Here is a 21,953-nt window from a genome sequence, read left to right as displayed (position 1 = left end):
GCCATGAACTCTTGGGCACGTAACCCAAAAACAGCGATGAAACGGTCTCAAAGACTTGACCTGCGCATACACTTTCCAACATGGCGGTCTTCGATACTTCATTCGACTACAAGTCCGACAAGCCTACGAAGACCAGCCCCGACGCGGACAGGGACAGGGACAGCCAGAGGCTACGGTCGGACCATGAGCTGCTGTGGACCAAGAAACGGCGCTCCGGCGTCCTTTTCGCCCCGACCGCGCCGGCGGCTCGACGGGACGGCTACCTCATCTTCACTGATACCTCCGGGGCGAGGCATTGGTACGGCAGCGACGCCATCACCAGCTCCCACACCACCTGGTTGAAACCGAAGGCTCTGGTCGACGCCATCGCGTCGCTGAACGAGGAGCAGCGGTCCCGCTACCTTGACCCGCCGTACACCATCGGCAGTTCGATGATTTGGCCCGTCAGGTCGAAGGACCGACCCACCATGAACACGGCACGAGGGTTCGGTCCCTCAGGTCGGCTGATCGGTGACCGCATGGACCTCACCCTTGAGTGCATCCGGCGTCACTACACCAGAGAGCCAGAGAGCCCACTGGCCAGCGCCCTCAACGCCTACGCGGACTTCTTTGCCCTCTTCGACGGGTTCGCGGAGTTCGTGGACTTCTTCCACCTTCAAGACCTCGTGACGCCCGACCATGACGAGGTTCGGTTCTACCTGCCGTTCGATAACTTCGGGCGTTCCGGGACACCGGCCACAACCGAGGAGTACGTGACGTACCGGGAGGCCACGCTGGAGTTCATCGCGGGACGGCAGCATCGGATGGCCAAGTGGGTCATGGAGTACCACCCCGAGATCGAGGTTCGCCAGTAGCGCCTTAGCGGTTCCCCCGATACCTCAGGGGGTCGTGCTGGACGTCCCCGGGGGTGGTGGTCCAGGCCTCGCGGATCAGGCACCGGCCGGTGATTATCGCGTAGGCCGAATCGCCGAACGCCTGAGGGGTCGAGCCTCAGATGAGTGTGTCCAGCTTTTCCCAGAATGCCAGGCGCAAGGCTTTGCGGACTCCTTGCAGGTCGGTTTTGTATTCGCCGATTCGCTGGGCGCAATCTTTCAGGAGTACACGGTCGATCTCGACGGGGAGGATGGGCCGGTCGGCGAGCAGTTCGTTCAGCTACCCTTGGGATACCAAGCCGTACCAGCTGGCCGCGACGCTTTCGCCGACGTCCTGGGCGACGTCCATGGGACTGTCTTCGGTGACAAATGAGGCGCCGGCGCCTCCTGAGCTGTAGACCAGGTGCGTCTCCTCCGGATGCGAGCGTTGGGGAGCATAGTGAAGCGGACGCGTTGGCGGTCCCGGCTTTGCCACCGATGCAGCTGGCTTCGGAACGGGGCGCGGCAGCGGATGTCCCGTGTGGGCAGGAACCAAAGGGGCTGGCCGCGGGGCTTCCTGGACGATCTTGGTGAAGCACTCGTCGATCAGCTCCGCGGTCAGGGTAATGATGCTGTCCACCCGCAGCGCCAGGTGCTCGGCGACTGACATCACCCCGAGACGGTGCGCCGAGTCCGCGACGCCGACGAGGACAACCTTCATGCCCAGGTCCTGGGCTTCTTCGACGGCTTCGGCCAGGTCGTCATCCCCAGAGACAAGGTAGGCAACCGAGGCTGCCCGGTTGCGCGCCACCCCGACCAGGTCCAGGCCCAGTTTCAGGTCGACGCCCTTCTGTTCACCGTTGAAGGAGATCCTTCCGACCCTGACCTTCACCCCGGGCAGGAGTCCGATCTGCTTGTGCTGATCGGTGAACAGCGCGTCCTTGGAGGCGTCATACCAATAGGTACGCAGCACCTCCAGCCCGGAGTGCTCCTCCGTGCACTTCATGATGCCTTCAATCAGCTTCTCGAAGTCGACGCGAAAAGCCGATCGGAGGGACGTTCCCGCCGCCTGCGTGCCTCCCACGGCCAGAAGGAAACCTGCATCGACGAAGATTGCGCGTTGGGAGACCATGGCCCCGACCCTACCGGCAGACAAAACCGATACCTCGTAGGGAAGCGGCCTGACGTAGGACGAGTCGTGCTGCCAGTGGCAAGATCCCACCCTACGGTTACAGTGTGGGTTCCCGCCGAATCGTGACGCGAAATCCCAAAAATCTTTGTAGGGTGACTGTATGACTGCTGGGGGTGCGGCTGTTGAGCCGTTGGTGCACATCAAAGATTTCAGGATGGACTTCGGGGACACGAAGGTCATCAAAGACCTGTCCTTCGACGTGAGGGCCGGGGAGACGTTCGGGTTCCTGGGCAGCAACGGCTCGGGCAAAACAACCACGTTGCGCGCGCTTCTGGGCATCTACCAGCCCACCGCCGGGACCCTGCACATCGGAGGGAAGACCTTCGAGCCGCGCGACGGCATCCGCCTCGGGTATCTCCCGGAGGAGCGGGGCCTGTACAAGAAGGAACAGGTCCTGGACGTTACTGTCACTGTGAGATTCCAATCTATTTGGCCCGTTCCACGCAGTTGAGCCCCGTAGTTCCCATAGATCACCCACCAAGGCGACGGGGGTTGTTCCAAACTTGTTGACCTTTTCCATGAGCGCGCTAACACTGCCGACCGTGGCATTTTGGCTATTGGCAAAGCACCGAGACAGAGCTATGGTGATCGGGCAATCGCCGTGTCTCTTGAACGGGGAGTAATCATGGATCCGGTTAGTGTGGGGTTCCTAGCTAGTACTGCTATTAATACTCTCGGGCCGTACTTACGTGACTTTGCAGGAAAAGCGTCGAATACCTTCATGGAGAAGGCCTCCGATGCTGCCGCCGGCACGGCGGTGAAGGCCGCCGGACAGCTCCTGGAGTTGGTGAAGAAGAAGTTTCATGGCAAGGAGGAGGCCGAAAAAAGCCTTGAGACCTTCACGAAGACTCCTTCCGATTCTGACGCAGTTGCATCAGTGCAGGACCATCTGAAGACCCAACTTGCAGATGACCCCGGGTTCGCCTCGGAACTCTCGGGTTTGCTCACCCAGATCGTGAATACCCACGCGGACCTGGCGTTCGTCAACAATATTGGCAACGTCGAAAAGCTCGTCCAGTTTGGGACCGTTCATGGTGATGTCAGCTTCTGACTCGGACGGACTCGGTGGTTTGTTTGGCCGTGTCGACAAGCTCGCGCAGTTCGGACACGTTCACGGCAATGTTTATATAGGCGGTCTGCATAGCAGAGATCCCTCCTTGCGGGTGAGTTTCGGGCTCCTCCTTAACGACCGAGATTTCGCTGTCTTCGCTGGCCGAAATGATGCTTTAGCTATCATTGAAAAGTTTCTGGCCGGTCCACCGGGCATACTTTCGGTTACTGCTCCACCTGGTCTGGGAAAGACCGCACTATTAGCTCAGCTCGTCCGTTCAACACCCGATAGGTTCGCCTACCATTTTCTCAGCGGCCGATACGACAACGGCACTTGGCTCGATGAATCCTTCTTCCTCCGCAACATGCTCCAACAGCTCGACCCACCGGGGGGCAGCAGACAGGGTCTAGATCTTCCATCCCTGCGTTCAGCCTTCCGCCAGTTCCTCACCGAAGCGCCCACCGGCGACGGAACAGGCATCCGCCCGCTCCTGATCGACGGCTTGGACGAAGTCAGTGGCTGGTCTCCGGCCGATTACCTCTCGATCTATTTGCCTCATGTACATGTGATCGTCTCCATTCGGGACACCGGGCAGGACTGGCGCGAGATATACCGCTTGCTAGCCAAATATCTAACGGTCCTTCCTCTGGATGGATTCGACCAAGACTCTGTCACAGCCGTGTTCACCGCCACCGGAGGGCACGCCGCTGACCTGATCCATCAATCAGGGGCTCTCGAAGCAATCATGAGCAAGGCGACGTACACCTCACTCAGTCGGTTGCACACGGACGGGTCAGCCGTTCACGGCGCCGACCCCCTCTACATCCGGTTCCTCGCCGAAGACTCCAACGACGCCACCGCTACGCTTCGGGACCTGAAGGAACAACCGGCCGGGTTTACCGGCTATTTGGAACGATGGTGGCAAGAGCTGAAACGTGTCGCAGGTGACGTCCCTGTCCAGAAACTGCTCGCCGTCCTCGCTGCTGCCGAAGGCCCTTTAACTCGTACTGACTTGGAAGCGATCCTTCCCGAACTGTTCCGAGGGTGGGTCGGCGACACCTTCGACGATGAAGTATTGCCCAAAATCCGGCGCATGGTCAGCGGCTCCGACACCATGGGCTACGCATTCTCCCACCCCAGACTCAGACACCATCTCCTCACTCCCAAACACATCCCCAAGGGCGACGTGAGCAACGCCCGAAGGGACTTGCTTGGGCTTTGTCGCCATTGGAAAGACCAGAACAGCCTCTACGCACTCGCCCACTACCCCTCCCATTTGGCTGAGCTCGAGCCATCGGATTTACCACACCTATACAGCGACGCCGCGTATCTTGAAGCTGCAGTAAGGTCTTTAGGCATTGATCGAGTAATTGGCACCTTGAAGAAGGTACTTTCCAATGATTTGCCACGCGACCTCCAGTACGATCTCCAACGATGCCTTCGGCCGCTCGAGCGTGAATCGCACCGCCTCCGAGACGTCTCGCTGCTCGCCACCCCCGGATATGCAGCTCGTCAGCTCGGGCTTCAGGCTCTCGCCAGCGGATGGGAGCGCCTCGCTGAAAGCGCCCATCATTACCTGCTTTCCCTGCCCTCCGGCCAGCTCATTCCGGTCTGGTCCACGAACAAGATCAGTCAAGCGCTCGTACGCACACTGGAGGGCCACTCCGGCTTGGTTGACGTGGTGGCGATCACCGGTGACGGCTCCCGAGCCGTCACCGCAGGCAACGACCGCACGGCCAGGATCTGGGACCTAACCACCGGCACGGAACTCCACACCCTAGGGGCCAAGACCGGCTGGAACTGGGTGAATGCCGTGGCCATCACCCCCGACGGGACCCGCGCCGTCACCGCGAGCAGCGACCACACGGCCAGGATCTGGGAGCTAACCACCGCTACGGAACTCCACAAATTCAAGGGCCACAACGGCGCTGTGAATGCCGTGGCCATTACCGCCGACGGGACCCGCGCCGTCACCGCCAGCAGCGACCACACGGCCAGGATCTGGGACCTAGCCACCGCCACGGAACTCCACACATTCAAGGGCCACAAGGGCACTGTGAATGCCGTGGCCATTACCGCCGACGGGACCCGCGCCGTCACCGCCAGCAGCGACGAGACAGCCAGGATCTGGGACCTGGCCACCGGCGTGGAACTCCACACTCTCAAGGGCCACGCCGGATGGGTGGATGCCGTGGCCATCACCCCCGACGGCACCCGCGCCATCACCGCAGGAAACGACCGAACTGCCAGGATGTGGGACATGGCCAGCGGCGTGGAACTCCACACGCTCAAAGGCCACAAGGACGTTGTGAATGCCGTGGCCATCACTGCCGACGGCACCCGGGCCGTGACCGCGGGCAACGACGGGACCGCGCGGCTCTGGGACCTGGCCAAAGGCGAGGAACTCCACACTCTCAAAGGCCACACTGGCGCGGTGAATGACGTGGCCATCACTGCCGATGGCACCCGGGCCGTGACCGCGGGCAACGATGGGACCGCGCGGCTCTGGGACCTGGCCACAGGCGAGGAACTCCACACTCTCAAAGGCCACACTGGCGCCGTCCGCAGAGTGGCCATCACCCCGGACGGCACCCGGGCCGTGACCGCGGGCAACGACGGGACAGCCCGGCTCTGGGACCTGGCCAAAGGCGAGGAACTCCACACTCTCAAAGGCCACACTGGCACCGTCCGCAGCGTGGCCATCACCCCGGACGGCACCCGCGCCGCCACTACCGGCAACGACGCGACAGCCCGGCTCTGGGACCTGGCCACCGGGAAAGAACTCCACACTCTCAAAGGGCACACTGGCGCCGTCCGCACCGTGGCCATCACCCCGGACGGCACCCGCGCCGTCACCGCCGGCAGAGACGATACTGCTCGGCTCTGGGACCTCACCACCGGAATGCAGCTGCAGACGGTCGCGACAACGTCGAGTATGTCCTGCTTACAAATCGGCCAGGACCGAACAACGACAACAATTGTCGTCGGTGAGACTTCGGGAGCAATCACCACTTTTCAGTCGAAAGCTGATTGACCATTTATCGCAACTTCGGATTCGGAAATCTCTCAACGAGAACGAACAGGGCCGTGCCGCCCTCCGCCATAAGTCTGAGTCAACGTGGATGGAATGTGGCAAGTAGACCGGAATCCACTCAACATGAACGGTACAGAGATAAACAAAGTCCGCGTCCAACGACGAACCCGTCGCCGTGGAGACGGCCCTCTGCTGTTGCTGCCGCCGCCAGCTGGCCGAGTCACTTCCTAACGCCAGCTGAGTCGACGAAAACAGCACTGGTGCCCCACCGCTCTTCTGCTATCAACTTGGTTGGAACAACAAGGTCAAGTAGGTCGGAATAGAGTCAACTAGAACGGAACATGGGTCAACTAGAGTGGAATCTCAGAGTCACTGACCGATCGGCAGCCCCTGCAGCCAGTCACGGAGCTTCATTGTGGAGAGGCAGTCGTATTCGTTGTACGCGAGGATGTCACCGAAGATGCTCTCCGCGGTGCCGGTGTCGCCGTTCTCGTCGGCAGCCCGGTAGTCGGCGTACTGGGTGATCGAATCGAGCGCCGTCGCGGTCCCGGTCCGGTGCCCGTCCATGTAGAGCGGTTCCAGCTTTTTGATCGATAGTGACCGGTCCGAAATCATCAGGGATGTTTTGACGATTTCGTACAGATCGAACAGGATCCCGGCTTCGACAAGCCATTCCACTTCGGCGGACATCACCCCGTGGCGGGCAGCGAGACGGCGCAGCGCTGTGACCTCGTAGCTTGCGTAATGGTAGATGTGCAGGCCCGGGTGTTCCTTCACCTGCTGCTTCACATGTGTGATGAAGTCGATGAGGGCCTGCTTCTCGGCGGCATAGTCGTGGGCGGTGAACGCCGTGAACCTGGTCCCGCCCCGGGGCCCGTGTTCGAGGAGCCCGAACAGGTACTCCAGGCCCCATTCCTTCGTGGCGGGGTCCTGGTAGAGCGGGTCACCTTCGAAGTCGAAGAAGATGTCCCCGGGGTCCGCCTGCGGGATCCGGGAGAGCGTGTGCGGGACGATGAACCTGAAGGACACACCGTTGATGGTTCCGGCCTCGTTGCCCATCCCGCATTGCAGCCTCGCCTGCTCGTACAAGGTGTCCTGGATTCTGTCCCCGCCCAGGAAATCGGTGGAGGCGAACCCGTGCATGGTGTCGGTGCCGGCGGCGATCAGCCGGGCACGCCGGGTGCGGTTCATGCCGCCGATGAGCATGAGGTCATCGTTGGCCGCGATCGCTGCCTTGCACTCGGCGCAGGTCAGGCACGCTGTCCAGCGGGTGTCGCCCCAACCGGCCGGGTCCTCGTCGTCGAGGTGGTCGTGCAGGAGTGCGGACAGGTGCATTCGGGCATGCCGGTAGCCGGGCAGCAGATCGGACAGAGCGTGGCTGCTGCGTTGGCCGGAGCCAAGGATCAGGACCGCCTCCGGGTGGACTTTCACGCCGGCGGTCTCGAGCTGGTCCGCGTACGCGGCCAGCTGCATCAGGGCCGGTGCTTTCGCGGAGCGGGCCAGCTTGGTGTCGTGCACCGCCCAGGACCCGTCCTGTTCCCGGACGAGGAAGTCGGCAGCGCCGTGAAAGGATCCGTCAAAGAATGATGCCTGGTAGATGACCCCGTGGTCTCCGGCGAGAGCCGCCAGAGTGTCCTCGTGACGGGCCAGAAGCGCTGTGCGGGACAAGCGGCCGGAGGCCTGGACTTCGTAGACGCCGCGCGGGCGCAAAGACTCCAGCACCTCGGTTTCGTGCCGGGTGCCCAGATCGGTCACGACACGGAGCATCGCATCCTTGACCGGCTCCACCTCGATCCGACCCGTGAGGGCATCCAACCGGCGCATGACAGCGTACTCGCAGGTGTAGCCGGTGACGATGTCGGTCGCGGAGATGACCAGGTCGTCCTCACCGTAGGGGTCTTCGGCGGGGAGAAAGAACATGAACGCCTCCAGTGCGTGTGCGGACCTTTATTGTGCACATGCGTCGACGACATTATTGGCCCGAAGACACCCAGTAGGCCCCGGCCGCCCGCGGAGGCGGCCGGGAACCCCGCTAGCGGATGAGCCGGCGGTCGGTCTCCCGGAACACTTCACGCAGGTCGGAGGCGAGGGCGTCACCGTCCGGGTGCCCGGTCTGGGTAGCCAGGTGGTTCAGGAAACCGGCCACCATGGAGGGGTGCAGGGCGTCGCCGCGACTGGTCTTCAGCGCCGGTTCGGCCCCGGAGACATCCAGCTGGTACTCGGTGCCGTCCACGGTGAGGTCGGCGGTCCGGTCCCTGCGGTGCAGCTCGCCGAACATGTCGCAGGAATCCCGGAATGATGAGGCGGCGACGACGTCCATCATGACGGCGGAGTCGCGCTGCTCCTGGTAGACGTGTCCGACCTCGGCGGGGCGACGCGCTTCAAAGACGGACCCGCCGGACGAGATCAGGTCAGCCCGGGCCAGCCAGGTGCTCCGCTCGTAGTCCCAATCTTCTCTTGCGGCCTCCGAGGAGATCGAAAGGGAGCGGGCGCCGACCCTGATCTTATGGACCAGCGGGCCGTCCTCGATGGTGAACTCCGGGTACTTCCCGGCTTCCGTCAGGGTGATGGTTCCCTCGATGCCGGACTCTGCGATGACCTTCTGGGCGGACAGGGCAAGCCCGATGTCCTCGGGATCGTTCAGGTCCTCGGCGACCTGGACGCGGTCGTTGCCACGACGCTGTCCGGGTTCGAGCAGGTGTTTGGCGCCGGGGATCTCCAGCTTCTCTAGCACGGCTTCCTGCTCGTCCCGCGGCAGGGTCTCGAAGCTTTCCGTCTGGCGGGCGGTTTCAACGAGGATCGGGGGCAGCGGCGGCCAAGGGGGCATTCCCGGGAGCCTTTGTCCATCCGGCGCTTCCAGCGCCCGAGCTCCTCGGAGTAGCGGCTGCGGGCCAGGTCGGCGGCGGCGGCGACGGACAGAGCATCGAGCGGGGACGGGGCGGTCAGGGTGACGCCTGCTTCTGCATGGCGTTCGGGGGCGAACTGACCGCCCGTGGGGACGCCGGCCTGGACACGATTTCGATTCTCAAGGTTGGTCATGTCTGTCTGTGTGCGGCTGAAGTCCCGGCCGCACACACCTAGGGTGAACCCGATGAAAGGAATCTAAATGGGCCACTGGGATACCCAGCACGGGGAGATCGCCCTCCCTTCCGCAGAATTCGCCGCCGTCCGCCAGGCCGTGCAGAAAGCGACCCACGAACACCAGACCAAGGTCTTCGAGGAAACCCAGGCGTTCTGGAAGAGTCTGACCCGCAAGGAGCAGACCGACCCGGCCGCCTACATGGCGGCGCTGAGCGAGTACACGGACGCCAAGCACGATGAGCTCAACGCCCACCGGGACCGGCCCTACTGGAACCAGGCGACGAAGCCCCCGTTCACGGAAGAGTTCCTTGACGACGTCGAATGGCGGCTCGGCCTCCCATACGGCAGCAAGCCGGCCCGGGTGCTGAAAGCGGACCTGCCGTTCCCCACGAACCGCACCACCAGCTTCACCGCCGGCGAAGGGTCCGTGTCGTTCGACAAAGACGCCAACACCGTCCGGTGGAGCACCAACGAGAACCGCGGTGCGACGGAACGGGCCCACGCCTCGGTGGCGGGCACCGTCTTCTTCGACCGGCTCAAGACGGTGAAATGGACCCGGAACACCGGCGGGGTCATCACGGGCACCAACGAATACGCCCAGGAGGAAGGCGTGGCCCCGTCCTGCCACGTCGCGTTCGGGCCGATCGGCGCCGCCACTGAACCGTCCCACTGCGAGGAGTACACCGACTCGAAAGGCAACCGGGTCACGCGCAGCGACCTGAGCCGTATCCAACAGGAGTTGTGGAACGCCCAGCGCAAGCTGCAGCAGCGGATGGCCAAGGTAACTGCGGCCGCCGGACGGGGCAAGACCACGGCGGCGTCCAACCGGGGCAGCTTCGCCGCCTACGGGCACAGCGAACCGGTTTCCAGCTTTACTAACAGTGGTTCGGGGGGGCGATCGGGTCTTGGAGCAATGGCCCTCACAGTTGCATATACGCAAACACCTCCATCTTGTTGCATATATGCAACTTCTTGACTATTGTTGCGTATATGCAAAATCTCGTCCAGGAAGCCATTCGCGAGTCACGCTTCAACCGCAGGGAGCTAGCCCGACGGGCAGGCGTGTCCGCATCGACCATCACACGCATCGAAAAAGGCGATGTCGATCCGACACTGGGAATGGCATCACGTATCTTGGCCGCAACCGGACTCCAGATCCCGTCGCGTTCCGAACCACTCTGCGATGTCACCGCGTTGCGTGCGGCACGGGCCATCCTCGACGATTCAATTGCAGAGCCTGGTCCGGATGAGGAAATGACGGCGGTCAAGGAGATGGCGACCGCTCTAATGCGCTGGGCGAGCCCCGACGGCCGCCCCCGCCCGCGTTCGTTGGTCCGTGAAGCCGCCGCCGCCGCGCCGCCGCTGCTGCGTCCGGGCGCCGTTACGGTGGCAAGCGACTGGGGTTTCCTGCGTATTTGCTCCGCCGTCGCGGCTACCCGCAAGGGTTGGGCTGCCAGCGGCGGTCCTGCGGCGGCCCGGATCGGCGCCCCCGAGCAGACCGGCCCGCTGATCCTATATGTAGAGGAGCCACTCAGGGTTGCTTCCATCATCAACCGTCCAGGCGCAGCGGCGGTAGAGGTGCTCTTGCTGCCTTTCGACGGGACCAGTGAGAGTGGCGCGTGGAATGACGAAGGCGTCGTGTGGGCTGATCCGATCCAGATCATCCTTGACTGTTACGGGATGCCTTCCACGGTTCGCATGGCAGATGAGCTGACAAAGGAATGGCAGGGAGACAATGAGTGAGCCATCACGTTGGGGCGTCGGCTCCAACCAGTACAAGAAACGCCCAGGGCGGCCCCGGACGCATGAGCCGGCCCCGGATCTTCTCGGTGCGGCCGCCAAAGACCAAGCACAGGAACTGGGGTTTGCATGGGATTCCTCCGCTGTACCCTGGGATCAGATGACGGAGATGGAGGTTCCGCGAGCCCTCGCCCGTTTCGAATCACAACTCGCCGGCCATGTCTGGGACGCCGCCGCCCTTGAAGGCAATCCCTACACACTTCCCGAAGTCCGGACCCTTCTGGAAGGGGTCACCGTCGGCGGCCACAGGCTGGATGACGAGATGCAGGTGCTGGCCCTGGCATCATCGACCCGCTTGCTCCACGACATGGTCAAGGACGGAACATTCCGGACCGATAAAGAGGTATCAGACCGGCTGCACGGTGTCGTCGCGCCCCACGAGGCGATCGAAGCAGGCCACTTCCGAGGCGAAGGCTCCGTCCGGGGTGGGGGAACAGTCAACCTTGGCGAGGCAGGCACCTCCTACGCGACCGGGTGTGAAGATGGCGGTGAGGAGCTCGGGGCAGAATACGACCGGGGTCTCGTCTATCTCTCCTCCATTGAAAACCCAGTGGAGCGAGCTGCCGCCTACTTCTGCTTCGGCACACGCCACCAGTTCTACTTCGACGGCAACAAGCGCACGTCACGGCTGATGATGAACGGAATCCTGATGAGCTCAGGGCATGACGCGATCTCGATCCCGTTCAGCCGACGCCTCGAATTCAACCAGGAACTGATCGTTCTCTATGCCGACGCCGACGCGACCCCTTTGATGCAGTTCATCATCGACTGCCGCCCGGAAGGGTGACCTCACCGCTCGCCCGGTCCGACCGGCCAGGTCGATGGGTCGGGTTCTGAACCATCGTGGCCGGCCGCTGGATCGCCAAGCATCTCCGCTGGCGCTTGGCTACCGGCCGCAGGTTCCTGGAAGTATTGCTGGGCTGGAAATGGCGGCGGCGTTGACGCGAGCATGTCTTCGTAGGTCTGGCGCTTGCTCCGATTGACCATTTTGACGACGAATACCACGATCCACACGGCTGCCCCGATCCAGCCGAGGACTGGGATCAGGCAAAGTACCAGGAAGGCGAGGATGCCGAAGGACCATGTTGTGAACAATGTCAGTCGGTTTTTGCCCGGCTCACCTCTCCGGTTCGCCCACAGGCCTGCGGGGTCAACCTGGTAGGCGCGAAGGATTTTATCCGCCTGGCCGATGGTCAGGTGCTTGAGGCTTGGCTTGGTGCCCATGGCGTAGAGCACTATGTTGCGGACATATTGCCGCTGGTTCCTGAGCGCTGGCGCGGTTCCATCAGGTGCCAGCATCTCTCGCCAGCGGGCTTCGGGCACCATCTGTTTTGCATGGGCGTGACGTGCCACCTTGGCGGCCTTCAATGCACGACGGCGCTGCTCCGCGGCTTGTGCCTCCGCGACCCGCGCTGCTTCATTCCTTGCCCGGGTCGCACGGCCTAGCTGACATTGTGGGCACCGGAGGGAAGCTCCCATGCTTCGATGGGCGATGTCGCAACTGGGCCCGTTGAACTTCCTGGCAGTGCGGGCGCGGGCCCAGGCTTTGCTCTTTGCGGACTGACGCTTGGACTCTGCGGCCCACCTTGCCCTGCGGCGCCGCCCGGCCTGGATGTCTCTGCGGATCGATTTGCGAATACCCCATCCAGCCCGTCGAATGATTCCCACTTGTACCCCATCGTTGTTTGCCGAAGACCTTCGGCTGAACATATCGCACGAATCAGGTGAAACCGGCCAGTTTGTCCCGAGCTGTCTAGTGTCGCAGTATGGCGGCTTACCTATTTCTCGGCGGCCCTCAGAAAGCTGCGGTCGACCGGGACGATGAGGGATGCGTGCCGGAAACCATGTGTGGGCGGGTTCTCCACGTACGCCACGGGCCGGCTGTCGGATACCCTGCGAACAACTGGCCATCCCGGCCGGCCCCGAAGAGGATTTACAGGACACCTGAGTTCGCAGGCTCGACGTCGGGAATGAATTCTCCGAGGATGGCGGTGAGGTTCACCATATCGCCGGGGCTGATCACGACAAGGTGGATGCCGGTTGCGGCTGCCAGCTGTCTCTTTTCCCGGATCTTCGTGAGATATTTGTCGTCGTTGAGCCCTGCGTACTCCAGGTAGGTCCCGTCGGCGAGGAGCCAGTCGGCGCGTCGGCGGCCGCTCGGGTTCAGCTCGGGGTGACGTGGCCAAGGCGGTTCGATGTCGTGGGGTATGCCGTGTCGGGTCAACCAGTTGTCTATTGTCTGCTCCGCCAAGGATCGGCACGGGTGACGGTCCTCAGCGAGGCAGTAGGTGCCCATCGAGGGGCGCCATGCTCCGGTGATGACGCCCGCTTCATGCAAGACTTCCAGCCAGCTCGCCGCGCCGAGGACTTCACGTGCGACCTGTGGCGGCGGGCACCGCACCAGGGCGGCAACGATCCCGTCCCGCCGTTCGGATTCCAGATCGACCGGTATCGGGCTCGAGGCCACGTTCTGAGCCGGGACAGCGCCCAAAAAGGCGGCAAGCGCGGCGACAGCCGAACGGACAGTGTCCGGAGTAGCTGGAAGGTAGCTGCCGCTGCGGGCCTCGATACAGCATTCCTTACACCATCTGGCGGGGCCGAACTGACGGATGATCCACGGATTTAGCTGGCCAGCCGTGAAGGCTTCCCCGCACAGGACACAGTTCTGCGGTTTCGCGTCAGCCCATGTCCGGCGCTTGCGAGTCGCATGGAATGAGCCGTACATCGAGGCGTTTTCATAGACGGCGTCCGGCATTTGGCTGTAGGTGTGGTGCTGGTTGATCAGGCGCCGCTTGGCGAGGTCGTAGATGCCGTCAGCGATCTCAGGCAGACGGGTGAGCAGTGTCGAAGGGATCATCCACACCCACATGGCGCCGTATGTTTCGATGAGTTCGTCCACGAGCGCGTCACCGTCCGAGCCCCACACTGTCGCGAACAGTGCTTGGTCGGCTTCTCCCCAGCCGTACGGGTTGTATCCGCCTTCAGGATCCCAACAGGGCCATGACCAGTCCCGGTCGGTGCCGTTGTTCTCGTGGCGTACCTGGTCCGCGGCCGTCGTGCTACTTGGCGCCTGGCCGGTCCCTTTGGCGTCGCTCATCGGCCCCCTCACGTGAAGTCTCTCCAACGGCGTGCCGGTGATTCTGCCGGGGGCCGCAGTTGTTCGGCACGTAACTGATGCCTCCGAAGATTCTAGGCCTACACTCCTCAGACCCGACCTTTTTATACAAGGAAGCATGAGCGTGGCGCTGCTTCCTTGTGGTCGGATTCAACCCGTGACCGAAGCGAGACAGCACGTTCACTTCTTGTTGGTCTTGGCAACAGAGGATTGTGTTTTTCGCGCCGCACACTAACGGGCAACAACTGAACACCTTGGCCCAGAGAGCCTATTGAACATTGAGAGGATCCGCGATGGCACTGCGACTCCCCCACACCCTCCCGACCCTCACGACGGCCACAGGCCGGTTCGTCATGGCCTCGTTCAGCACTGTCGATGTGGAACCCCTGGCGCACATCCTGGCCAACGACGACATCTGGGCCCAGGGCTTCGGTGACGGTGACCACCGTCCGGGAACCCACGACGAGATCGTGGCGTACATCCACCACCGGTACGAGGGACTGCGCGTATTCGCCATCTACTACACCGGCCTGCCCGACGGCCCGCTCTTCATCGGCACGACCGGAATCACCGAATCGCACGCCAGGACCGAGCGCGTAAAGATCGGCCGGACCGTAATCAGCCCTGCCTTCTGGGGTATGAAGGCCAACCAGGAAGTGAAGTTGGCCCTCCTGGACTGGCTCGTCGCCCGCGGAGCGGGCCGGATCGAATGCGATGTGGACCCGCGCAACCACCGGTCCCTGTCCTCCCTGACCCGGTTCGGGTTCACTGTCGAGGGGACCCGGCGCCGGTCCTCCCAGCGTGTGGACGGCACCTGGCGGGACATCACCATTCTGTCCCTTCTGGTAGAGGAATGGCCTGAGATCCGCGAACGGGCCTACCGCTCACTGGAAGGTCTCACGCTGGCCATGGCCTGACCGGAAAGCGGCCTGAACAGCAGTGCACCGTCTGCGCATGTATGCGAGCAGAGGCTTCACCCGTTCCCCGAGAGGCAATCATGGCCCGTCCCGCGTTGCGCACCGACATCGCTTCCGCCGTCCGCCGCAGCGGCGGCGCCACCCGTGGGTGCGGGCGTGAACTCCGTGCCCTGGAAGCCCGGCTGGAGCCGGACGAAAAAGTCCAGATCGTCGCCGGTGTCCGCTACGGCAAGAAGCTCGGGCTCGTCGCGCTGACCGGTCGGCGCCTGATGTTCCTGATGGAGGGATGGTTCACAAAGGCCTTCGTCGAGTTCCCGATAGCCCGGATCTCCCAGGTCGGCTGGTACACCGGGTACGGGGTCGGTGAGCTGATCCTAAACGTCGACGGGCTCCGGGAAGAGATCGCAAGCGTTAGTACCGGGGTCGGCGGAAGAATGGCAGCTGAACTTCGTGACCGTGTGGCCAGGATCGACTCTCAGCGTCTCGCTGACCTGGAGCGATCCGCGGCGCTGTTCGCGATGGTCGAGCAACTGCACAGCCTCCACTTCGCCCCTGGGAGCCCCGAGGAGGAAGTCATCCCCGATGCGCCCTTCTACAATCTTCGAGACGAAGTACTGACCGGGCCCTAAGCTCACCGGGGTGCCAGCAGGCCCATGTAGGACTTGTGAATTCGAGGTCTACTCCATCGGCGTAGGATGCTTGCTCAAGCCGGACGCGACGTGGGAAAGAAACATATTGATCAATTGAGTCGAAACCCGAACACGTCATCCAAACTCGGAGTATGAAAAAGCCGTTGGGGGTAGCTCTTTCCGTCGTCGCCCTGTTATGCGCTGCAGCCGTCGCATTGGTCCTTACCGGGGTTTGGTCTCCACCTTGGGTGGTTGCGGCGCCGTCACAGCCAGGTTCCCCTGTCGCCGTCACCCAGGGCAAAGACGTGACGCTCCCGGGCAAAGACGGCGCACCGGATGTGACTATTCCCGGGTCGTCGCTCAAGGGAGAAGGAAGTCTTCAGGTCGCAGCTGTCGATCTCCCGGAGAACCGCCACGGGTGGTCCATCAAGCTGAGCGGTGCCCAGCTGACCGGGCAGGCTACCCTCGTCTTCAAAAATGCTGTCCCAGACAATGGAACTCCTGCACCGCTGGTGGGCTTTACAGAGAACCCGACCGACGCGCCGCAGTATGTCCTGAACAGCGAAATCTCTGGACGTGACCTGATCGTACACACCACCCACTTCTCGAACTGGTTCACCGACAGCTGGGACTGGGTGACGAGCTGGGCACGCGGTCAACTAGACCGGATCTATAAGGACGCCGGGACCGGGGAGCAGCCAAAGTGCGACCGCGAGTCCGAGGCTAGGGCCGGAAACGTTTCGGTCACCAGCGACAGCGGCGGTCGGGTGCAATGGTGCCTGGGCAAATCTTCGGACGGGTCCACCGTCTTGAAGGTGAACAACTCTCGAGGGTATGCCGTGGCCGCTGAACATACCCCTGGTCTGACGATGGGGACCCGCAGCCTGGATTTCGGGCAGATGGTTCCGAGGCTCGCCAAGTACATCACCGCGCCTTCGAAGCGCGGCAACGTCATCGACATCATCGGTCCCGGCGAAACGGTGGAATACAAGGTCACCACGGCCGGATCGGAGGGCGTCCGGCTGGAGCCATCACCGCCGGCTTACCTGGCCACGGCTTTGTGGTTCGGTATCCAAACGACCACCATGGTCTACACCAAGGTGCTTGGCAAAGTATCCGCCGAAGCCGTCGGCACGGCAGCTGATGCCGCGGACTGTATAGCCGGCTTCCAGGGAATGGCCACCGCTGACGTGAAAGATGCGAAAGCCGCCGCAAACTATATGAACGGCGCCATCGGCACTGTGATGTCCTGTATGGGCAAAGTCTTTGAGAACCTTGCCAAAGGCAAACTGCTCGATGTCCTGGCGGTATCATTCGCCCAGGTCTTCACTTGGGTCTGGTCCGGCATACAGATCGCTGCCAATGGCCTGGCCGCGGCAGCGGACACGGCCCTTAATTTCAACGGCTACACCATTGTCCTGTCCTATCCGGCGCCGCCGTCCATCCCAGGTCTTCCAGCATCACTCGAAGGTAAGTGGTGTTCTCCATCGAACTCGAACTACTGCTTCAGCGCCGCAGACAAGAAGGCCCAGTCTCCGAATTTGTTCGTCTCAGACAGTGCGCCGGCGGATGATGCGCCAGGCGCAACGGACTACATATTTTGCATCGATCCCAAGTACGGCAACTCCTGTCCCACGTTCGCATCGATGTTTGTCCGCTATTTCCCGGCCGGAGTCGGATGGGATTGCTCAAAGAATCGCTACGCAGCTCAACTCCACACCTGCGATCCGGATTACTCGACCGCGCACGACACGACCAAGCCCAGGGTCGTTGTCCTTCCAAATCATCAACAGGACACGGTCTATCACGACTCAGAACCGCTGTATTTGGTTGGCGGCAACTAAGGCGGAGGGGAGGCTGATCGGGGACGTCAGCGACTGGTCACCAACCGGTGAAAACATGGACGGTCTCATCAACAAAGACATGGCTGACTCCGCGAAGTCCGGTGAAGGTGCCGACCTCGCGGAAGCCCCGGGCGGTGCAGAACCGCCGGGCATCCCATGAGGTTTCCTCGACCGTCAGCGCCGGCTGATAGCCGTTTTCCCACGCGTAGCCTGTCGCGATGGAGAACAGTTCGCGTCCCACGCCGCGGCCCTGGAATTCCGGGTGAACGAAAAACTGACTGATCTCGCAGAAGCCCCGTTCCGCCACCGGCACACACCCCATGACCGGCAGGTGGGCCCCTAGGGCCGGGCGCAGCTGGTTGACGGAGATGTGACCGGCAATCCGGCCGTCGTCGGCAATCGCCACACATCGTTGCAGGACGGGTTGACCGGCCAGCCAAGATGTAACCGCGGCAGCATCCGTCAGTGAGGTGCAACCCAGAGGGTAACGGTCCGCTTGCGTATGTTGTCTTCCGACTTTGATGAGGCCCGTGTCCCGAACGGGTCTCACGAAGGGGTGGGGCGTTATCGAGATCCGCGCGAAGATTGCCCATGAGGTAGAGGACGAGGGAGCCAGAAGTGACTTCTTAGTTCGCCCCCGGCCGTCTTCCACTCGTTCTTCCAACCCGAGTGGGCGTCCTGAATTTGAATGGTTCGCGCGATGGCAACGCCGTCTCGGTCTGGCCCGGCGCCCCGTTTGCGGATCGAGACGCTCATTGTGAGCGGCGCGGGCCGCTAAGGTGAGAGAAACCCGTCGATTCGACGAAGATCCTCGTCGGTCAGGCCGACGAAACTGTCGGGTTGGACCAAGAGAAGATCCTCCAATTGGTCGTAGGTCCCCCGTAATTCGTCCCCGTAGCTCGCATAAAATGAGTCATCGTCAACCCAGACTAGCCTAACGCCTTCCGTCTGCCTCTCGAGGAACTCGGACACGGCGGGTCTCTTCCAAGACAAGCCGGAACGGCCCCACATGAAGACCTCGCCTGGTTCTGGGTCGTAAAAGATGGGAAGCTGCGGCAAACCGATCTGGTCAAGCCACTTTGTCCGCCAACCCCAGGAGGTCAGCCACTGGACGTCAGTCCCGGAAACCGTCCACCGCTTGATGGCGTCGATGACCGCCGGGCGGACGCTGACGCTTGCAGGGACGCGCGGCGGGATCGCCACTGCCAAGGTCACCTGATCGACAGCCGGCAGAATATTAGGGTGCCTCATCGGAAGGACGGCGCCGTCTATGTCGAGGAGTAAGAGCGTATTGACCACTTAGCAAATCGTAGCGTCAGACCGACAAATCGTTCTCGGTGCGCTGGTGCAGCAGTGCGGGCCATTATGCCAGCTGCAGTGCGGTCCAGTGAATATTACTCATCGTTTTCGGCCGCTAAACGTAAGACGCTCGGCCGTATGCCGATCTAATCTTTCATCCAAGGTTTTTTGCAGGCGGGCCCTAGCGCGCCGGAAGTTCCGCTCCCGCCTGGCCTCCTACTCTAGTTCCCGAGAGTTTTCTGACCGTGACAGCGGCATGGGCATGGGCATGGGCATGGGCAATGCTTAGGGGGTAGACAGCCTGCCTGAAGGCACGTCATGGCTGCCAGTCGCAGACCACTCCCTACGGTTACAGTGCGGGTTCGAACCGGATCGTGACGCGAAAATCCAAAGAATTTATTTTCGCCCGTGCTCTGCTCCCGGGTTCCATCAACCGGTCGTTGTAGAGCACTTCTCGCTTGGTGGTCTATTCGCCGGCACCGGCTCCTTCGGGCTGGCCATCGCAATCGCCACAATGACTCATGCTCGGCGGTTGCGTTGTGTTTTCCAACGATGCAGGTTTCTTCAAAGTTCTGCTCAAGATTCGCTTAAGTCTTGAGGAAAAAACCTAAACGAACCTTAGTTGAATCTTTGAGCTTTCTTGAGGTGGGCCCCGAAAAGTGGATCTTGTTCCGCTACACGGTCTCAAACGAAACGGAAACGTCCCCATGGACAGCTCTCTCAGCTCTGGCATGGGTTCCCGCCTGGGGGCGAGGAACCGCCAACGCTCATCTGCACGCCGCCTACTCCGCATGATCACGACGACCGTCTCGACGCTCGCGACACTGGCATTCCTTGCCGTCGGTGTCGTCGCACCGCTGCTCCACATCGGGTTCTCCCCCGTCCTGACCGGCAGCATGCGCCCCGCTTACGCCCCCGGCGACCTGCTCATCACGGCACCGGCCGACGTGACCAGTCTCCGCCCGGGCCAGATCGCCGTTTTCACACCTCCAGATGAAAGCACCCCCTTCGCCCACCGCATCACCGCCATCTCCGGCACACCGTCGAAGCCGGTCCTCACCACCAAGGGCGACGCCAACCCGGCCCCGGACAACTGGAAGGCCGTGCTGGACCAGGCCCAGGTGCCCGTCGTCGTCGCCGTCGTTCCCTCGGTGGGAAGCGCCCTGCTGTGGATCGAGAATCCTCTGCAGAGGGCCCTCCTGACGGCCTTGTTCGGCCTGACCGTCACCGGGTCAGCTGTCTGGTGGATCCTCCGAAGCACCCCTGCCCCATCGGCACGCCGCAAATCCGGTACCTCCGGCCGCCGCAGCGCCGCCCCCGCTCTCTAAAAACCATCCCGCACCACCTCCTCCAAAGGATCAGTCATGTCTGCAACCACAGCCCGCCGCGCCGCCCGCTCCACCCGCCGCCCCACCCCTGCCCTGTTCGCCGCCTGCGCCGTCGCAGCAGCCGGCCTGGCAATCACCGGAGGCGGCGTGTTCGCCGCCCTGAACGCCAACGCCTCCAACGCCACCGCCCAGAACGCCACCTCCGGCACCCTGAGCCTGACCATGGCCAACAACGGAACCGGGTTCGGCCAATCCGTCTCCAACCTGGCCCCCGGCGACATCGTGAACCGCTACATCAACCTCACCCAGGGCAACGCCATGGACGCCAAGGCCCTGACACTGGCCGTCGCAGACGCCACCCCGAGCAAGCTCACCACCGACGCCACCAACGGGCTGCACGTCACCGTCACCGAATGCGTCGGCGGCACCTGGACCACCACCGGTGCCGGAGCCTGCACAGGCACCGGAGCCACCACTACCGTCCTGGCGACGAACGTCCCCCTCAACACCCTCCTGACGACGCCCTCGACCTTGATCGCCGGCACCGTGACGGCCGGGTCCACTTTGAACCTCCAGGTCGCCCTCACCCTGCCGGACCAGGCCGAAACAACGGTCAACGGAGTCCTTCCCACCAGCAGCATCCAGGGCCTGTCCTCGGCACTGACCTGGAAGTTCGGCGAAACCCAGCGGACCTCCACCACCACCGGAAGCTAACACCGGGTGAACGTGCACCACCACACCGGCAGGGCCGCAGCCGCCATCGCGGCAGCGGTCCTGCTGGCCTGCACGTCCACACCAGCCCAGGCCGCCACCACAGCCAATGCCGCCTCCGCGTCCCAGGCCGTCTCGAGCGGCAGCTGGGGAGCCGCCCCGTCACTGAGTACCGCAGCCCCGTACGGCAGCGGCCCCCTGACCCTCTCGTTCAGCAACAACGGCGGTACGGGGAGCCCTTCGTTCACCCCCCAATACTTCACGGTCGGGAACACCGGAACCCTGCCCATCACAGCGGCAACCTACGGCGGCTCCACCTCAGCCCAGTCCACCGTGCAGTTCATCATCGAATCCTGCAGCACGACGTGGAACGAAAGCACCGGCACGTGCCCGGGCGGAACGGTGGCAACAATCCTGACCACGTCTTTTGGATCCTCGACAATCCCGGCCACCACGGGACCCGCCCCGGCCGCCTCCGGAACGGGCATCCGGCTACGGGCCAGGGCCAACAGCAACGGCAACGTCACCAAAACACCCGCCTCGACGCTGACCATCAACATCAACGTAGACCGCACCCAGGTTCGGACCGCGACCACCACCAGCGGCTGAACCATGACAACACTGGACCCGCAAAGCACCCGCGGCAACCGCGCAGAACCCGAACAGGACAAGAACTTGGCAGCCACAGCATGCGATGCGGTCTTCCACCCGGACGCCCTGCTCGACCTCGCAGACCAGCTGCAATGCACAACCATCCCCAGGCGCTACGCGCTGACCTTTCTCGAAATGCTCCAGGCCCGCGTAGAACGAATCCTCGCCACCATCAGCAACAATGACACCGAGGACGCCATGGACGCCGTCCTCAGCCTCAAAGTCAACGCCCACATGGTCGGTGCACGCTCCCTGGAGAAAACCTGCAACGGCCTCGAACAAAGCCTCCTCCACGGCGACATGCGAGGCGCTGCACGCAACGCCGTCGCCCTTCCCTGCAACATCGACACCCTCAGAACCGCCATGTCCGATTTCCTTTTCGGCACGTTCGGCGACAGAACCACCGCGGACAACTAGACACGAACCACCCACAACAGCGACTGAAACTGG

Annotated in this window: 20 protein-coding genes and 1 pseudogene; 14 read left to right on the top strand and 7 right to left on the bottom strand. The window is 62.7% G+C overall.

Going from position 1 to position 21,953, the window contains the following annotated elements; translation table 11 throughout:
* The first annotated feature begins 80 nt into the window (after nucleotides 1-80).
* Nucleotides 81-854 (top strand): hypothetical protein, encoded by a 774-nt coding sequence (locus tag BMF89_RS00215; RefSeq protein WP_078105080.1) that lies wholly within the window; start codon nucleotides 81-83, stop codon nucleotides 852-854.
* 298 nt (nucleotides 855-1,152) lie between these two features.
* Here BMF89_RS00215 and BMF89_RS00210 read toward each other — a convergent pair whose 3' ends face one another.
* The gene (locus BMF89_RS00210) at nucleotides 1,153-1,983 is read right to left on the bottom strand and encodes an NYN domain-containing protein (protein ID WP_253190628.1); all 831 of its coding nucleotides are present in this window, start codon (nucleotides 1,981-1,983) and stop codon (nucleotides 1,153-1,155) included.
* 160 nt (nucleotides 1,984-2,143) lie between these two features.
* Here BMF89_RS00210 and BMF89_RS00205 point away from each other — a divergent pair.
* The 3 genes and pseudogenes from BMF89_RS00205 to BMF89_RS00195 form a co-directional block, all read left to right on the top strand.
* Nucleotides 2,144-2,446, top strand: a pseudogene (locus tag BMF89_RS00205) (ATP-binding cassette domain-containing protein); the annotation flags it as partial.
* A gap of 318 nt (nucleotides 2,447-2,764) precedes the next feature.
* Nucleotides 2,765-3,094: a hypothetical protein gene (locus BMF89_RS00200; RefSeq protein ID WP_078105079.1), complete on the top strand. Its 330-nt coding sequence runs from the start codon at nucleotides 2,765-2,767 to the stop codon at nucleotides 3,092-3,094.
* A 364-nt stretch (nucleotides 3,095-3,458) separates the two neighbouring features.
* Entirely contained in the window at nucleotides 3,459-6,128 is a 2,670-nt protein-coding gene (locus tag BMF89_RS00195) for a WD40 repeat domain-containing protein (RefSeq protein WP_171983348.1), read from the top strand.
* A gap of 369 nt (nucleotides 6,129-6,497) precedes the next feature.
* Here the strand turns inward: BMF89_RS00195 and BMF89_RS00190 are convergent, their stop codons facing one another.
* Both BMF89_RS00190 and BMF89_RS00185 read right to left on the bottom strand, forming a co-directional pair.
* On the bottom strand, nucleotides 6,498-8,048 hold the full coding sequence (locus tag BMF89_RS00190) for a TM0106 family RecB-like putative nuclease (protein WP_078105077.1): 1,551 nt from the start codon (nucleotides 8,046-8,048) through the stop codon (nucleotides 6,498-6,500).
* A gap of 112 nt (nucleotides 8,049-8,160) precedes the next feature.
* Nucleotides 8,161-8,955: a hypothetical protein gene (locus BMF89_RS00185; RefSeq protein ID WP_078105076.1), complete on the bottom strand. Its 795-nt coding sequence runs from the start codon at nucleotides 8,953-8,955 to the stop codon at nucleotides 8,161-8,163.
* A gap of 279 nt (nucleotides 8,956-9,234) precedes the next feature.
* Between BMF89_RS00185 and BMF89_RS00180 the strand changes: the two genes are divergently transcribed.
* The 3 genes from BMF89_RS00180 to BMF89_RS00170 are packed head-to-tail and all read left to right on the top strand — an operon-like array spanning nucleotide 9,235 to nucleotide 11,796.
* Complete coding sequence (locus BMF89_RS00180; protein WP_216353754.1) at nucleotides 9,235-10,185, top strand: hypothetical protein; 951 nt, start codon at nucleotides 9,235-9,237, stop codon at nucleotides 10,183-10,185.
* A gap of 14 nt (nucleotides 10,186-10,199) precedes the next feature.
* Nucleotides 10,200-10,952, top strand: coding sequence for a helix-turn-helix transcriptional regulator (locus BMF89_RS00175; RefSeq protein WP_078105075.1), 753 nt, complete (start codon nucleotides 10,200-10,202; stop codon nucleotides 10,950-10,952).
* Nucleotides 10,945-11,796, top strand: a complete 852-nt coding sequence (locus BMF89_RS00170) for a Fic family protein (protein WP_216353753.1) — start codon at nucleotides 10,945-10,947, stop codon at nucleotides 11,794-11,796. Before BMF89_RS00175 ends, BMF89_RS00170 begins: the two co-directional genes overlap by 8 nt.
* A gap of 2 nt (nucleotides 11,797-11,798) precedes the next feature.
* On the opposite strand, the gene BMF89_RS00165 is transcribed toward BMF89_RS00170, so the two are convergent.
* Nucleotides 11,799-12,377, bottom strand: a complete 579-nt coding sequence (locus BMF89_RS00165) for a hypothetical protein (RefSeq protein WP_139359479.1) — start codon at nucleotides 12,375-12,377, stop codon at nucleotides 11,799-11,801.
* Between the two features lie 565 nt (nucleotides 12,378-12,942).
* Nucleotides 12,943-14,106 (bottom strand): hypothetical protein, encoded by a 1,164-nt coding sequence (locus BMF89_RS00160; protein ID WP_078105073.1) that lies wholly within the window; start codon nucleotides 14,104-14,106, stop codon nucleotides 12,943-12,945.
* Between the two features lie 311 nt (nucleotides 14,107-14,417).
* Between BMF89_RS00160 and BMF89_RS00155 the strand changes: the two genes are divergently transcribed.
* The 3 genes from BMF89_RS00155 to BMF89_RS00145 all read left to right on the top strand — a co-directional run bounded on the left by BMF89_RS00155 (nucleotide 14,418) and on the right by BMF89_RS00145 (nucleotide 17,514).
* On the top strand, nucleotides 14,418-15,041 hold the full coding sequence (locus BMF89_RS00155; RefSeq protein WP_078105072.1) for a GNAT family protein: 624 nt from the start codon (nucleotides 14,418-14,420) through the stop codon (nucleotides 15,039-15,041).
* Nucleotides 15,042-15,121: 80 nt separating this feature from the next.
* Nucleotides 15,122-15,670, top strand: a complete 549-nt coding sequence (locus BMF89_RS00150; RefSeq protein ID WP_078105070.1) for a hypothetical protein — start codon at nucleotides 15,122-15,124, stop codon at nucleotides 15,668-15,670.
* A 152-nt stretch (nucleotides 15,671-15,822) separates the two neighbouring features.
* Nucleotides 15,823-17,514, top strand: a complete 1,692-nt coding sequence (locus tag BMF89_RS00145) for a hypothetical protein (protein WP_139359478.1) — start codon at nucleotides 15,823-15,825, stop codon at nucleotides 17,512-17,514.
* Between the two features lie 37 nt (nucleotides 17,515-17,551).
* Here BMF89_RS00145 and BMF89_RS21785 read toward each other — a convergent pair whose 3' ends face one another.
* Nucleotides 17,552-17,920 (bottom strand): GNAT family N-acetyltransferase, encoded by a 369-nt coding sequence (locus tag BMF89_RS21785; protein ID WP_171983347.1) that lies wholly within the window; start codon nucleotides 17,918-17,920, stop codon nucleotides 17,552-17,554.
* A 368-nt stretch (nucleotides 17,921-18,288) separates the two neighbouring features.
* Nucleotides 18,289-18,813, bottom strand: a complete 525-nt coding sequence (locus tag BMF89_RS21780) for a hypothetical protein (RefSeq protein ID WP_171983346.1) — start codon at nucleotides 18,811-18,813, stop codon at nucleotides 18,289-18,291.
* Between the two features lie 791 nt (nucleotides 18,814-19,604).
* On the opposite strand from BMF89_RS21780, the gene BMF89_RS00135 reads away from it, so the two are divergent.
* From BMF89_RS00135 to BMF89_RS00120, 4 genes are read left to right on the top strand one after another with little or no spacing between them, the layout of a single operon-like run.
* Nucleotides 19,605-20,141, top strand: a complete 537-nt coding sequence (locus tag BMF89_RS00135) for a signal peptidase I (protein ID WP_171983345.1) — start codon at nucleotides 19,605-19,607, stop codon at nucleotides 20,139-20,141.
* A gap of 36 nt (nucleotides 20,142-20,177) precedes the next feature.
* Complete coding sequence (locus BMF89_RS00130) at nucleotides 20,178-20,855, top strand: TasA family protein (RefSeq protein ID WP_078105062.1); 678 nt, start codon at nucleotides 20,178-20,180, stop codon at nucleotides 20,853-20,855.
* Nucleotides 20,856-20,861: 6 nt separating this feature from the next.
* Nucleotides 20,862-21,461: a hypothetical protein gene (locus BMF89_RS00125; protein ID WP_078105061.1), complete on the top strand. Its 600-nt coding sequence runs from the start codon at nucleotides 20,862-20,864 to the stop codon at nucleotides 21,459-21,461.
* A 3-nt stretch (nucleotides 21,462-21,464) separates the two neighbouring features.
* Nucleotides 21,465-21,920, top strand: coding sequence for an Hpt domain-containing protein (locus BMF89_RS00120; protein ID WP_078105059.1), 456 nt, complete (start codon nucleotides 21,465-21,467; stop codon nucleotides 21,918-21,920).
* The last annotated feature ends 33 nt before the right edge of the window (nucleotides 21,921-21,953 follow it).

This window comes from Arthrobacter sp. SRS-W-1-2016 (genome assembly GCF_002009585.1).
Classification (GTDB): domain Bacteria; phylum Actinomycetota; class Actinomycetes; order Actinomycetales; family Micrococcaceae; genus Arthrobacter; species Arthrobacter bambusae_A.
This window is presented reverse-complemented; position numbering and strand designations above follow the sequence as displayed.